This is a genomic window from Chryseobacterium gleum, from assembly GCF_900636535.1.
Classification (GTDB): Bacteria; Bacteroidota; Bacteroidia; order Flavobacteriales; family Weeksellaceae; genus Chryseobacterium; species Chryseobacterium gleum.
Map to the genome: position 1 here is coordinate 153,423 of NZ_LR134289.1, position 13,082 is coordinate 166,504.

13 protein-coding genes are annotated in these 13,082 nt (G+C 36.8%); 8 read left to right on the plus strand and 5 right to left on the minus strand.

All coding sequences use genetic code 11. The annotated features are described in order from the left end of the window. The first annotated feature begins 214 nt into the window (after nt 1–214). The 4 genes from EL165_RS00690 to EL165_RS00705 all read left to right on the plus strand — a co-directional run bounded on the left by EL165_RS00690 (nt 215) and on the right by EL165_RS00705 (nt 4,584). Nucleotides 215–1,921 (plus strand): sensor histidine kinase, encoded by a 1,707-nt coding sequence (locus EL165_RS00690; protein ID WP_228370534.1) that lies wholly within the window; start codon nt 215–217, stop codon nt 1,919–1,921. Next, nucleotides 1,899–2,552, plus strand: a complete 654-nt coding sequence (locus EL165_RS00695) for a response regulator transcription factor (protein ID WP_002980214.1) — start codon at nt 1,899–1,901, stop codon at nt 2,550–2,552. Before EL165_RS00690 ends, EL165_RS00695 begins: the two co-directional genes overlap by 23 nt. Nucleotides 2,553–3,082: 530 nt before the next feature. Further along, nucleotides 3,083–3,481: an ACT domain-containing protein gene (locus tag EL165_RS00700; protein WP_041461512.1), complete on the plus strand. Its 399-nt coding sequence runs from the start codon at nt 3,083–3,085 to the stop codon at nt 3,479–3,481. Nucleotides 3,482–3,636: 155 nt separating this feature from the next. After that, nucleotides 3,637–4,584 carry an alpha/beta fold hydrolase gene (locus EL165_RS00705; protein ID WP_002980211.1) on the plus strand — a complete coding sequence of 316 codons (948 nt, stop codon included), beginning with the start codon at nt 3,637–3,639 and terminating at the stop codon, nt 4,582–4,584. An 80-nt stretch (nt 4,585–4,664) separates the two neighbouring features. Here EL165_RS00705 and EL165_RS00710 read toward each other — a convergent pair whose 3' ends face one another. Then, nucleotides 4,665–5,060 (minus strand): VOC family protein, encoded by a 396-nt coding sequence (locus EL165_RS00710; RefSeq protein ID WP_002980210.1) that lies wholly within the window; start codon nt 5,058–5,060, stop codon nt 4,665–4,667. A 122-nt stretch (nt 5,061–5,182) separates the two neighbouring features. Here EL165_RS00710 and EL165_RS00715 point away from each other — a divergent pair, with 122 nt between their 5' ends. Beyond that, on the plus strand, nt 5,183–6,379 hold the full coding sequence (locus tag EL165_RS00715; protein WP_041461511.1) for a hypothetical protein: 1,197 nt from the start codon (nt 5,183–5,185) through the stop codon (nt 6,377–6,379). Here the strand turns inward: EL165_RS00715 and EL165_RS00720 are convergent. Both EL165_RS00720 and EL165_RS26430 read right to left on the minus strand, forming a co-directional pair. Then, on the minus strand, nt 6,376–7,062 hold the full coding sequence (locus EL165_RS00720) for a Crp/Fnr family transcriptional regulator (protein WP_002980208.1): 687 nt from the start codon (nt 7,060–7,062) through the stop codon (nt 6,376–6,378). The genes EL165_RS00715 and EL165_RS00720 overlap by 4 nt on opposite strands. A gap of 52 nt (nt 7,063–7,114) precedes the next feature. Continuing rightward, complete coding sequence (locus EL165_RS26430) at nt 7,115–7,246, minus strand: hypothetical protein (RefSeq protein WP_278353605.1); 132 nt, start codon at nt 7,244–7,246, stop codon at nt 7,115–7,117. A 179-nt stretch (nt 7,247–7,425) separates the two neighbouring features. Between EL165_RS26430 and EL165_RS00725 the strand changes: the two genes are divergently transcribed. Further along, nucleotides 7,426–8,151 carry a YoaK family protein gene (locus EL165_RS00725; RefSeq protein WP_002980206.1) on the plus strand — a complete coding sequence of 242 codons (726 nt, stop codon included), beginning with the start codon at nt 7,426–7,428 and terminating at the stop codon, nt 8,149–8,151. Nucleotides 8,152–8,197: 46 nt separating this feature from the next. Here EL165_RS00725 and EL165_RS00730 read toward each other — a convergent pair whose 3' ends face one another. Together EL165_RS00730 and EL165_RS00735 are read right to left on the minus strand one after the other, a co-directional pair. Further along, entirely contained in the window at nt 8,198–9,016 is an 819-nt protein-coding gene (locus EL165_RS00730) for a DUF4249 domain-containing protein (RefSeq protein WP_002980205.1), read from the minus strand. Nucleotides 9,017–9,019: 3 nt separating this feature from the next. Beyond that, nucleotides 9,020–11,350, minus strand: coding sequence for a TonB-dependent receptor (locus EL165_RS00735; protein ID WP_002980204.1), 2,331 nt, complete (start codon nt 11,348–11,350; stop codon nt 9,020–9,022). Nucleotides 11,351–11,754: 404 nt separating this feature from the next. On the opposite strand from EL165_RS00735, the gene EL165_RS00740 reads away from it, so the two are divergent. Together EL165_RS00740 and EL165_RS00745 are read left to right on the plus strand one after the other, a co-directional pair. Continuing rightward, nucleotides 11,755–12,357, plus strand: a complete 603-nt coding sequence (locus EL165_RS00740) for a TlpA family protein disulfide reductase (RefSeq protein WP_002980203.1) — start codon at nt 11,755–11,757, stop codon at nt 12,355–12,357. A gap of 116 nt (nt 12,358–12,473) precedes the next feature. Beyond that, a complete protein-coding gene (locus EL165_RS00745; RefSeq protein ID WP_002980202.1) occupies nt 12,474–13,037 on the plus strand; it encodes a Crp/Fnr family transcriptional regulator in 564 nt (187 codons plus the stop codon). Nucleotides 13,038–13,082 lie beyond the last annotated feature (45 nt).

A 13,082-nucleotide genomic window follows, 5' to 3' on the forward strand; every position in this document is an offset into this window, starting at 1 on the left:
TAAAAAAAAATAAATTCCCAGGGTTTTATCAAATATTCATTATTATAAGAAGACAAAAATTACTTTAACTTTGCCAATTGGATGATATATCAGTATTATGAAATTATTGAAAATAATGGTATATTGTTATAGGCTAATATCTCATGAACTTATGTGGTCAGGAAATTAATTTAACTGATAAACAAATATGAAATATAAATTCTTAAATTTTAAATTGAGAAAACTTGTTCATTACTCATTGATCCTTTGTATTTTACTGATACAGGTCATTATCGCCATATTTTTTTATAACGAATTTGTCAATGGAAAAAAGCTGAAATTTATTAAAGATCAGCTGGAAGAAAGCCGTGCCTTAGGTGGTTTGACAGATAATTCAAGAAAAGATTTCCTGGATGCCCAGGAGCATCTTCAGAAATATATGGCTACTCAGGATAATAAAGAGCTACAGTTATATTTCCAGTCTTTGAGAAAGCTTAAAATTAATTTTGATAAAATTGGAGCGTATGAAAATACCAGCCCCAGACTGAAAAAAACATTGGCTCTTCATCGCCAGGATACGATAAAGACTGCAAAGCTGAAAACATTAATAGATTCAGTATACCAGAATTCCCTGAATCCACCTGCCAATATTGAAGATAAGCAGTATGTACCTGCCAAGTATAAAAATGATTTTGAAGATTTCAAGATTCAAACCCGTACTTATGCCGATACCATTAAAAAGAAAGGCTTTTTCGGACGTCTAAAAGATGCTGTAACAGGAAAGGTAGATGTACAGAAGGAAAGTACGGTCATCACTATGACAAATAACAAAACGCTGGATCTTTCTCAGGTAAAATCCAAAATGGACAATACATTAAAGTCTATGGATAAGCATTATGCTGCTGAAGTAAAAAAAATACAGCTCCTTGCTGCCAGGAATCAGAAAAGCAGCCTCCAGTTTTATAGTAACTTCAGTAAGCTGCTGGTGTATAGCAACGGGTTGATAGAGGTGTACGAAAATGCCATCAATGATTTTAAATCCCAACTGGAAAAAGAATATAACGAGCAGAGTTCAAACAATAACAGAATAAGAACTTATCTGGTATTGGGATTAATGATTCTGATGTTTATCGTATCTATTCTGATCATGTATTTTACAAGAGTTGCATTTATCTATGAACAAAAACTTAATGCTGCGAATAAAGAGATTAAAAAGAATCTTAATTTTAAAAACAGGATTCTTGGAATGCTGAGTCATGATCTGCGATCGCCGTTAAAAATCATCAATATTTTCATTGATAAGATCCACAGAACCACAGAGGATGAAACAATCAGGGATTATCTGAAATCAATAAAGTTTACGAACAGTACTTTGCTTCTGCAGTCCAATCAGATTCTGGAATACACCAAAAATGAAAATGCTGAAAAAGAACTTATAAAATCAGTTTTTAATCTTAAGAACGAGATCAGTTCTATCGTAAAGGTAATTACCCCTTATCTGGAAACCAGAAACAACAGGTTTGTGGTAACGGACAGAATCCCTGAAGATATAATGGTATATTCGGATAATATCAGAATCAATCAGATTTTCATGAATATTCTCGGAAATGCCAACAAATTCACAGAAAACGGTCAGATCGATCTTGTAATGTCTACAGAACCCGCCGGAGAAAATAAAATTACCCTCATTACAACTGTAGGAGATACCGGAGTGGGAATATCAGAATCTGATCTTGGTAAAATTTTTGACCCCTATTATCAGGGAATGGTGTCTGATGAAGTAGATAATCTTGGAGCAGGGCTTGGCCTTAATCTTGTAAAAGAAATTGTAGAGCTTTTCGATGGTGATATATCAGTTGAAAGCAAACTGCACAAAGGAACGAAAGTGACATTCAGGATCAATTTAAATCGTAATACTAATGGAAACATCAATTCTAAATAAAGAAATTATATTCCTGCTTGCAGACGATCACAGTATTGTACGTCAGGGAATGGAAATTGTTATCAGTGATATTGCTCCTAACGCCAGGGTTTACCAGACTTCATCTTTACATCAGGTATTGGAGCTGGTAGAATCAAAAGGGATAGAGATGGCTATCATTGATGCTCATTTCCCGGACGGAAACAGTCTTCATATTATTCCTCAGATGAAGAGTATAAATCCTGATATTAAAATTTTGATTTTTACAGGACTTGAAGAGGAACTGCACGGACTTAAATTTATCAAAGCCGGTGCTAACGGTTACCTCAGCAAACTGAGTGAAGAAGAAGAGGTAAAGGAGGCGGTTACAGCTTTTATCGAAAAAGGAGAATATTTTTCTGATCTTTTACGTAATCTTTTAGTACAGTTCGTTTATAATCCTGACCTGATAAGTCCTCTCAGCATTTTGACCAAAAGAGAACTGCAGATTGCAGAACTCTATGCTGAAGGGTATGGAAACCTGGAAATTTCAAACAGCCTGAATATCAAACAAAATACAGTAAGCACAATCAAAAAAAATATCTTTGAAAAACTGAAGATCGAAAATATGGTTGAGCTTGTTGACCTTATCAAAACCCATCATAAACTATAATTTTTAAAGGGGGTTCATCACTTTATTTTATCAGAATATCATATTTATCGATAAATATCTATAAACGAATCGACATGTATCGATGGGGTTTATAGAGGATTTTATTTTATAATGTTGTTCCTTTGTAATGTGAAATTTAAATAATGAAAAAGCAAATGAGAATTGCTCCGATTATTAGAATTTCATACACAAAAAAACAAATGATGATTTATAACTATACAAATAATAAACGATAGTTATAAAAACACAAATGATGAAAATTAATAACACAGTGATGAAATTAAAGAAGTGTATGAATAACCTTAAACGGACTTCTTAAAAAAAACCAAATGATCAAAAAAAACACAAACACATATAGTGAAGTTCAGTTAATAGGTTACAGTACAAAAACAAAGAGGAGGCAGCAAGCCTCCTTTTTTATTTTTGAACAGAAAATCTCTTTAAACCCGCTGATAAAATAGTATTGAATCTTTTTTTATCAAATGATAAATGAATGCTGCCATCTGTACCTTAGTTTTGTAGCCAAAAAAATGTCAGGAGAAAAAGACTTAACGATATTGCTTCAAAAGATGGAACCGGTATTGAATGCCGGAGAATATGTATTTTGTACTGTTAAAACCCTCGGAGAAGTTCCGGAGATAGAGAAGATTCTGTTTTTCTTCCGTGAACATGAAGCTGTTACCATTGTGCTGGAGAAAACCATAGCAGATGAATGGAGTATGGCTTACAGCTATATCTCTTCATGGATAACTCTTACTGTCCATTCTTCACTGGAAGCCATAGGACTTACCGCTGCCTTTGCCAATGCCCTAAAAAACGAAAATATCAGCTGTAATGTAGTCGCCGCTTATTTCCATGACCATATATTTGTAGCAAAAGAAGATGCTGATAAAGCGATGAAAACTCTTAGTACGTTAAAAACAAAATAGAACGTTTTTAAGAACATTTTAAACATCCTGTTTTAATTTTCACTATTCCAAATGTCTAATTGAGTCACCAAAATGTCCTGTTGATAAAGCTTTCAGGTGTTCTGCCTGTTTTTGTGTTATATGTTTGCATCATAATCAAACAAAAATAAACTACAATGAAAACAATCAGAAAAATCTCCGCCTTAAGCTTATTATGCCTAACTCTTTTTACTGTAGCGACAGTATCCTGCACTGAAGAAAATGAGCCTCCCACGATACAGGAGGTACAAAACAGAAACCACCAAACTGCCAAGACCCAATTCGTAACCGTTAAGGGCAATGCCATTGCATACCGTGTTTTAGGAAAAGAAGATGGAATTCCATTGGTATTGCTGCCGGGATTAGGCGGTTCCATGGATGACTGGGATCCTGCAGTGACAGATGGTCTTGCAAAACAGTATAAAGTAATTATCTTTGATAATAAAGGTGTATCTTCCTCAAAAGGAACAACTCCCAATACTGTTCAGGCAATGGCCGATGATGCGGTAGACTTTATCAAAGCGTTAAATCTGACCAAAGTGAATATCATGGGATTTTCTATGGGTGGATTTGTTGCACAGCGAATAACGCTGACCAATCCGTCACTGATCAATAAAGTAATTTTAACCGGGACAGGACCACAGGGCGCAATCGGATTGTCTAATCTGCCTGCTATTGTTGCAGGAACTGCCGGATTGAGTCCTGAAGCTTCATTTCTTAAATTCGGATTTACAGAATCTGCACAGAGTATTGCGGAAGGAAAAGCTTCTTTTGCAAGAATTCAGCTCCGTACTACAGACAGAGATATTCCATTGAGTGATGCTGCTTCCAACGCACAGTTTACAGCTGTATTGAGCTGGGCCCAGCCTAATGCTGATGCCCTTACAGAAATAGAGAAGATTAAAAATCCGGTACTGATTGTTCATGGTGAAAATGACCTTCCGGTGTCTGTTCAGAATGCTAAAAATATGGCTCAGCATTTAGACCATGCAGAACTGGTTATTTTTCCTGATTCGGGACACGCTTCTTTTTACCAGTACCATGATACATTTGTTGCCAAAGCTATTGAATTCCTGGGAAAATAAGACGACTTTTAAAAATCAGAATAAAACCTCGCTGTTGGTCAGTGAGGTTTTATTTTTTTGCTGATAAAGTTGTTTAAAACTTAACTGAATTTTTCCACTGCCTCTTCGCTTACCGGGGTGAAAAAGTTGATCATATTTCCATCCGGATCACAGAACAGCAGAGATCGGTTTCCCCAAGGCATTGTTGTTGGCTCCTGGATGATTTCAGATGCTATCTCTTTAATTCTTTCATATTCTTCGTCTACGTTTTTAACAAGAAATTCTATTATGGTTGATTTTGTTCCTGAAAAATCTGTCAGACCTTCTGAGAACATTTGCATTGTCCGGGTACTTCCTATAGCGATTGTGATAGAATTAGCAGAGAGTTCTGCAAAATCTTCTGTATACCATGTGGCAGTTATACCTATAACCTGTTCATAAAATGCTACTGCTGCTTTGATGTCTTTACTGATGAGTCTTAATGAGGTAAGTTTCATAAGGGTACTTTATTAAAATTATTTTAAACAAAGGTAAGAGCTGGTTATGACAGCAGATTGTCAGTAGTCATTAACAGTTTTTATTTTTTTGATTAAATTTGATAGCGCCAAAATGATAACCTATGAAAATCAAAGTATTAATTTTTTTTCTCCTTTTCCTTAGCCATTCCTTTTATGGCTGCAGCATGTTTAAAATGACCCATAAGGGAAAGACAATCGTTGGAAATAATGAAGATTGGGTAAGTCCCAATGCTGAAATCTGGTTTGAGCCTAAACAGCAGGATAAATACGGAGTAGCCTATGTTGGTTTTATCAATCGTTTTCCTCAGGGAGCCATGAACGAAGCCGGGTTAGTCTTTGATGGATTTGCCACTCCGGAAATTTCAGTTCCCAAACAGGAAGGGAAGGTTCAAAAGCCGGTTCGGGATATTGTACATTATGTAATGGCAAATTTTAATACAGTTCATCAGGTAAAAGACTATTTGTCTACTATAGATATGAGTTTTCTGACTTCCAGTGTGATGATGTTTGTTGATAAAACAGGAGAATATTTACTTGTAGAAGGCGGAGCTTTGGTTCTGGGAAATCAGGAATACTATATTCAGTCGAATTTTAATCCTACAAAAAGTACCGTTGAAGAAGATAAGAAAAAGCTGGATTATTATATGAAAGGTATCAGTTTTCTTAAAGCCCGGAAACCCGACGGAACGCCGGCTTTCTGTTCTTCAGTGATGGATCAGATGCATGTTAAAGATACACAGTATACCAATATCTATGATCTGAATAAAGGAACAATACAGCTTTTTCTTCATCATGATTTCTCTCATTCAGTCGAAATTAATCTTGAGAAAGAATTGAAAAAAGGGACCCATTCCTACATGATGGCAGACCTTTTTCCTGCCACTTCAGAAGGCGTATTATTTTATAAAAAATATAATGATGCAGATAATCCTGCGGGATACCTCCAGGATATCTGGGCAAAAGGAACAGCCGGTAAAACTAAAGAAGAAATCGAAAATTATAAAGCTACATCAGGTTTAGCCTGGCTCAGCAATTATATCGGATATGAATGGATGCGGGACAAAAAACAAATAGGCGCTGCTATTAAGATTTTTACCTTCGCTACAGAAATGTATCCTGAAAATGCTAATTTATTTGATAGTCTGGGAGAGGCTTACTGGATGGCAAAAGATTATAAGGCTGCCATTATGAACTATGGTAAATCATTATCTCTTAACCCCAAAAATCCGGATGCTATTGATATGCTCATGAAAATCAAACAAGAACAGGAAAAAGCTGAAAGTAAAAAGATAAATTAATAAAAATTAGCAATATGAATTAGCCGCTTAAAGTCGGTAATTTGTATTTTCCGTCCTTCAGATCTGATTAATTTTTCCTGTTTAAAATCATTGATGATGCGGGCCAAAGTCTCTCTGGCGGTTCCAACCATATTGGCAAGATCTATGCGCGAAAGGGTAATGAATACTTCATTGTCTGGTGTGCCATTTGATTTATACTTATCATGAAGAATCAGTAAGCTGAGAGCAGCTCTTTCCCGAACGGTCCGATGGGACAATACTGCAATAAGATTGGCCATCACACTGAATTCATGACTTAAAGACTTCAGCAGCAGCCTTGAAAGTACTGATGACTGATTGAGAATATCAAGAAAACTGTCTTTTGAAATAAAGGAAATCACAGAATTTTCCAGTGTTGATGCTGTGTCACCGTAAGATTCATTGCTCAGAATAGCTGAATAACCTAAAAACTCACCGGAGGTGTAAATGTAAATAATCTGTTCCCTTCCGTCATTATCCACCTTGTATTTCTTTATTTTCCCTTCATTCAGATAATAGACGCCGTTAGGCTTTGTTCCGTCAGTAAATACAGGTTCATTTTTACGGTAATTTTTGGTTTTCATAGCTCCTGTAAGCAGGTTTTTATCATACTCAGGAAGTTCATCAAAAAGGTATTGATTGTTGAAAATAAATTTTGAGATCATAATTTTTCTTTACAGGCTGTTAAATACGCTCAGTTTTTAACTTAAATCACATTTAAAGATGATCAGCATCACAACATTTTTTTCCTGAACGGATTACTTTTACAAAAGTAATGAAATTGATCCTGAAATAAGAAACAGGCTTTTCAGAGAGGTCTTTTGGACGCAGTTTCAGAACTGTCATCATTATTAAAACAACAGGTTTTTATAATAAAGCGCAATAGTAAATTTATAAAGAACACTGGATAGATATTTAAGCGGACATGTTTTTCACAGTTGATACTGACATTTCTAAATTATTTTTTTTTTACTTATTTATTTTATCCAGCTGTTTTTTTACAGCAATACATTTCTTAAAGATTCAGAATGTTCAGACACAGAGGGAAAAACAGAACCTATTTTCATAACCTTAAGCTGGCATCCGCACTTTCATTTGTTGCCGGAATCGTGAATATTGCAGGTGTTTTGTCTGTTAAAGTGCTTACTACGAATATAACCGGGCATTTTGCCTTTTTTTCTGAGGAGATTCTTCTGGATCATTACAGCAAAGCATTTATATACTTCATCTTTATTCTGTGTTTCCTTGGCGGTGCGTTCTGCTCAAGCTTTATGGTAGAATTTTCATCGGGGCATAAAATGTTCCGTCCACACCTCATTCCTTTGGTTACTGAAATTCTGATATTGGGCTTTGTAGGAATATCAGGAGGGAAGCCATTAGGCATTTCAATATCTCCTTATACAATTGCCGGGCTTTTGCTTTTTGCAATGGGGGTTCAGAATTCATTGGTAACAAGAGTATCCCAGTCTGTAGTGAGAACTACCCATCTTACCGGGCTGTTTACCGATCTGGGAATAGAGCTTTCAAAGCTGTTATTTAAGGAGCGGGAAAATGAACAGCGCCAGCTTAAAAAGAATATTACCCTGAAGCTGGTGATTATTGCCTGCTTTTTCTCAGGATGTATTGTTGGTGGTTTTGTTTATAGCTTCATTCAGCTGAAAACGCTGATCGTGACTGCAGGATTATTATTCTTTGTCATCCGGTATGATAAACTTTTGTATAGGTATTATTCCCTGAAAAGAAGATTCAGATAAACGAAAAATAAAAAAGGATATTCTGAGATGAATATCCTTTTTAAATTTATGGAGTTACAGGAGGCTGGATTACAAAAGTCTCCGTGTCTGTTGTGTGCGCTGAAAAATATCCCAATGCTCCGTTGCTGATATTGCTCGGAGGATTGGTTGGAGTAGCGGTTCCCCCATTACCACCTGAAATCTGAAGTAATGCACTGTAATAGGTGAATACATTCGTGTCTATAGACTGCATTTCCACATGAATTTTATCACCTGCAACTACTTCGTGATCTCTGCCTTTGTTATCATCATTGGGAAGGATCAGAGGTTGCTGGTTAGGCAATCCGTTATTGACATTATCTGAAATGGTATTCATGTATTTTTTAGGGAGATCATTGATCGTAAAAATGAAAAGATAACGGTTCCCAAGCATTATTGGGTCGGTAAAAAGTGGTAAGAGGGTATAAGTAGTCTTATCACCAAACTTAAAAGAACTTTGTTTCAATCCGTCGAAATAAACCACTTCAGGCATTTTGCTCTGGGCAGTATATTCTTTTCCTTCAGCCTGTACTTTCAATGTATAGGTTCTGCCGGGTGACCCCGTAAAAGTTGAGGTTTGATACACTCCGTTTCCTGTATATTGAAGTGTTTCGGACTGTCCCATATCATCACTTAAAATAACCTGGGCACCGGTAACAGCGGGGTATTGATTAGGCTCTGAAAAGCCAACTGATTTTGTGATTTTTACGGTGTAAGGACCTGGCTGGTTCGTAACATTTCCTTCAATGACAATGTTTCCGCTCTGATCATTCAGATCAAGATCAACTTCCTTTTCACAAGAAGTTAATGCCAGAAGAGATAATATGATATAAAAAGTATTTTTCATGATTTAGAATTTGAAATTATAAGTGATGTTAGGTACCCAGCGGAATAAAGAGGTCTGCATGGCACGGGTTGTTCCGGGACGGTCAGGATTGTCTTCAAAATTAATGGTGTAGGCATTTTCACGGCCATACAAATTATAAATACCAAATGTCCATGAACCGCGGAAACGCTTATTAGAACTAGGCTCATAAGTAGCACTTAAGTCCATTCTGTGATAAGCAGGCATTCTGTCTGCATTTCTGTTGCTGTACTGGAATATGGTTTGCCCGTTCAGCTCATATTTTCCGGTAGGGAAGGTAACAGCATTTCCTGTGCTGTAAACGAACAGTCCTGAAAAACTCCATTTCGGATTAAGCTGATATGTTGCAACAATAGAAAGATCGTGTGTTTTATCCATTCTTGCATTGTACCATTCGTTGTTATTGATTCCGTTGATCTTTCTTTCCGTTTTGGAAAGCGTATACGAAATCCATCCTGTCAGTTTTCCGCTTTTCTTTTTGGCGATAAGTTCCAGCCCGTATGCTCTTCCTTTTCCGAATAACAGTTCACTTTCTACATCCGCTCCTGTATCAAAGCCAATCTGAGCCCCGTTTTTGAAGTCGATCTGGTTTTTCATGTCTTTATAGTATACCTCAGCATTCAATTCATAATTGTTGTTATTAAAATTTCTGCTGTACCCAAGACTGATCTGGTCTGCAATTTCCGGTTTTACCGTATAGCTGCTTCCGATCCACTGGTCGGTAGGATTTCCGCTGTTGCTGTTGCTTAACAGGTGAAGATTCTGAGTGTTTCTGGAATAGCCTCCTTTCACACTGCTCACTTCGTTGATGCGGTAGTTGGCACTGATACGCGGTTCAATATTCACATAGGTTTTCCCGAATTTTCCCTTCTCTAAGAATTTACTATCGGTAAGTATTCCATTCTCATAAGTATTGAAGGTATCACCTCCCAATACACTGAATATGGAAAGCCTTGCCCCGTAATTGATGGTCAGCTTCTCCGTTGCTTTATAATCATCATTGATATAAACTGCATTTTCCCAGGAGTATCTCGGATTTCTTGCAAAGCTGCTTACCGTAGTACCGGAAGCACTGCTTGGGGTAAGCGTGTGATAAATAGACTGCAGTCCGAATTTTACAGAATGCTTGTTTCCTGCAAACCAGGTAAAATCCTGCTTCAGATTCCAGTCACGGATTTTTGAATTTAAATCAAATACTGTATCATCATTTTTCAGACTGATTTTATAATCATAATTACTGTAAATAAATGATGTATTGGAAAATAGCTTACTGCTGATAATACTGTTCCATCTCAACGTGGCCGTAGTATTTCCCCAGTCTGTATTGAAAGTATCTCCCAGTCCCAGAACATCTCTTCCGAAATAGCCCGACAGGTAAATACGGTTGTTTTCATTGATCTGATAATTGGCCTTCAGGTTAAGATCATAAAAATATAGCTTATTGTCTTTATAATCCTTACTGGTCTTAAGGAACAAATCGGCATACGTTCTTCTTCCTGAAACAATGAATGACGACTTTTCTTTCTGAATAGGGCCTTCCACACTCAGCCTGCTGCTGATAAGACCGACTCCTCCGTTCACGTTATAGTCTTTATTGTTTCCGTCCTTCATTTTAACATCCAATACGGAAGAAAGCCGGCCTCCATATTGTGCGGGGCTGTTTCCTTTAATGATGCTGGCATCTTTCAGGGCATCACTGTTGAACGTACTGAAAAAACCAAGAAGGTGAGATGCATTATAAACCGGTGCTTCATCCAGCAATATCAGGTTTTGGTCTGTAGCGCCGCCTCTTACACTGAATCCGCTGCTTCCTTCACCATTACTTTTGATGCCCGGTAAAAGCTGTATGGTTTTCATCACATCCTTTTCCCCGAAAAGGACAGGAAGTTTTTCGATGTTTTTAATGTTTAATGTTTCCGCTCCCATTTGGGCAGACGTTAAGTTTTTATCCTTTTTTATAGCGGTTACCACTACTTCGTCAATGGCTTTTGTCTCTGTTTCCTGAGGAATAAGAGGAAGATCAAGTTTTATATTCTGGTCCACTTTGATCTGCTGTTCAAAATCCTTATATCCCGGATTCGAAATAATAAGAGTATAATTTCCCTCCGGCAGTGAAAGGGAATAAAAGCCATATTCATTAGCAACAACATTAATGGCGGGATCTTCACTTACCTTTACAGATACTCCGATGAGCAGCTCACCGTTTTTTTTGTCTTTTACCGTCCCACTTACGGAATAGGTTTTTTGGGCTATTGCGAGAGTACTGAAACAGAGCGCAGCGGTGGCTGCGGTAATTTTTAGAAAGGATGTTTGCATTAGTTTATTTTAAAGTGGTAGATCTCTTATCTATGAATTAATTTTTTGATAATGTTTGATTAGTTGGATGAATAGGGGATTTGTTACACGTAATGTATTAATTATGAAATAAATCCCTTGGAAAAAACCAGATTTTTGAAAATGTGAGAGCAATTTAAAATAAGTTTGTTACATAAAAAGACGATATTAAGCATTGGATGGGGATATATCTCTTGTTTTCATTGGCTATATTGAAAGTAACTTATTAACGGCTGCCGGGTAAACTTTATTACTGACATGATCAGGTTTTAGATTATTTTGTTTAAAGCGTCTCGCGAATTAAGGAATTTTGCTTAAAAAAATATTCGTGTGACTTTTCGATCAGAATATTAGTCTTATATTGGCAGGGAATTAAGTGGAAGAATATGGAAAATCTGAAAATCTGGCTGAAGAAAAATGGCTCTACTGCTGTACTTACTGTGTTATTCATTATCCTGTTGGTGAATAAGGATGCAAAGGCATGGCTTATGAGGCAGGTTGCTTCCACCGGAATCCTCAATTCCGGCATATCAGATGCAAAAGAAACAAAAAATACTTCAAGCCACGCTTCTTATAATGGCTTTATACTGAAAAATGAAGATGGAACAATGATCGATGTTTCCGCTTTACAAAATAAAGTAATCTTCATTAACTTCTGGGCGTCATGGTGCCCTCCCTGCAGGGCGGAGTTTCCGTCTGTTCAGAAATTATATGACCAATACAGAAACCATCCGGACTTTGTATTTCTTACAGTAAATCTGGATGATAATGTAAGTCTGGGAAAATCTTATTTAAAAGAGAAAGGCTTTACGGTTCCTTTTCTGGTATCAGCCGGCAATATCCCAGATGTATTGTATAGCGGATCTTTACCAACAACTGTTGTACTTGATAAAAAAGGAGAAATCCGTCTGCATCATAAAGGATTAGCAGATTATAGTAAAGATTCATTTTACAAGCAGATTGATGAACTACTGAACGAAAAGCCTTAATTTAAATTTAATAATGATTCCCCTTATCCTGCCTGCTCTTGCAGAAATAGGAGTTGATATGAACGAATTTAAATGTCTTACTGAAAAAAGAGTACTTTTACAATAATAAAGAGAATATGCTGCACCAGCTTAGGACCCATATTGAAAAAATAATTCCTCTTAATGATGATGAATTTGAATTCATATCATCCTGCTTTACCTATAAAAAATATAAAAAACATCAGTTTTTAGTGCAGGAAGGAGAAGCGGTTCCTTACAACTATTTTGTATTGAAAGGTCTGTTAAAACTGGTTTACACCGATGAAACCGGAAAAGAACATATTGTAGGGTTTGCCATGGAAGACTGGTGGGAAACAGATTTTCCGGCTTACTATCAGCAAACCTTGGCAACAATGTCTCTGGAATGTCTGGAAGATACAGAAGTACTTTGTATTAAACTGGAAGATTACAGAAAACTTTGCGGGCAACTCCCAAAGCTGGAACATTTTTTCCTTGAAAAGGCCTATATGGGTTTTATCACTGCTCAGCAGCGTACCATTTCCATGATGACAACAGGAATTAAAGAACGCTATGAGCAACTTTTAAAGAAATATCCTTCCCTTGTACAACGTGTTCCGAAGTCTCTTTTGGCTGCCTACTTAGGGGTTTCCAGAGAAACTCTGAGCCGTCTGCCTTTATAACATTGTGATTGAACTCACACTATAATCGTGATCCGGATCACGGAG

Bases quoted from the DNA above. Each gene is read 5' to 3' on its own strand.
- EL165_RS00695 (WP_002980214.1), top strand. From the start codon at position 1,899: ATGGAAACATCAATTCTAAATAAAGAAATTATATTCCTGCTTGCAGAC.
- EL165_RS00700 (WP_041461512.1), top strand. From the start codon at position 3,083: ATGTCAGGAGAAAAAGACTTAACGATATTGCTTCAAAAGATGGAACCG.
- EL165_RS00705 (WP_002980211.1), top strand. From the start codon at position 3,637: ATGAAAACAATCAGAAAAATCTCCGCCTTAAGCTTATTATGCCTAACT.
- EL165_RS00710 (WP_002980210.1), bottom strand. From the start codon at position 5,060: ATGAAACTTACCTCATTAAGACTCATCAGTAAAGACATCAAAGCAGCA.
- EL165_RS00715 (WP_041461511.1), top strand. From the start codon at position 5,183: ATGAAAATCAAAGTATTAATTTTTTTTCTCCTTTTCCTTAGCCATTCC.
- EL165_RS00720 (WP_002980208.1), bottom strand. From the start codon at position 7,062: ATGATCTCAAAATTTATTTTCAACAATCAATACCTTTTTGATGAACTT.
- EL165_RS26430 (WP_278353605.1), bottom strand. From the start codon at position 7,246: ATGATGACAGTTCTGAAACTGCGTCCAAAAGACCTCTCTGAAAAGCCT.
- EL165_RS00725 (WP_002980206.1), top strand. From the start codon at position 7,426: ATGTTCAGACACAGAGGGAAAAACAGAACCTATTTTCATAACCTTAAG.
- EL165_RS00730 (WP_002980205.1), bottom strand. From the start codon at position 9,016: ATGAAAAATACTTTTTATATCATATTATCTCTTCTGGCATTAACTTCT.
- EL165_RS00735 (WP_002980204.1), bottom strand. From the start codon at position 11,350: ATGCAAACATCCTTTCTAAAAATTACCGCAGCCACCGCTGCGCTCTGT.
- EL165_RS00740 (WP_002980203.1), top strand. From the start codon at position 11,755: ATGGAAAATCTGAAAATCTGGCTGAAGAAAAATGGCTCTACTGCTGTA.
- EL165_RS00745 (WP_002980202.1), top strand. From the start codon at position 12,474: ATGCTGCACCAGCTTAGGACCCATATTGAAAAAATAATTCCTCTTAAT.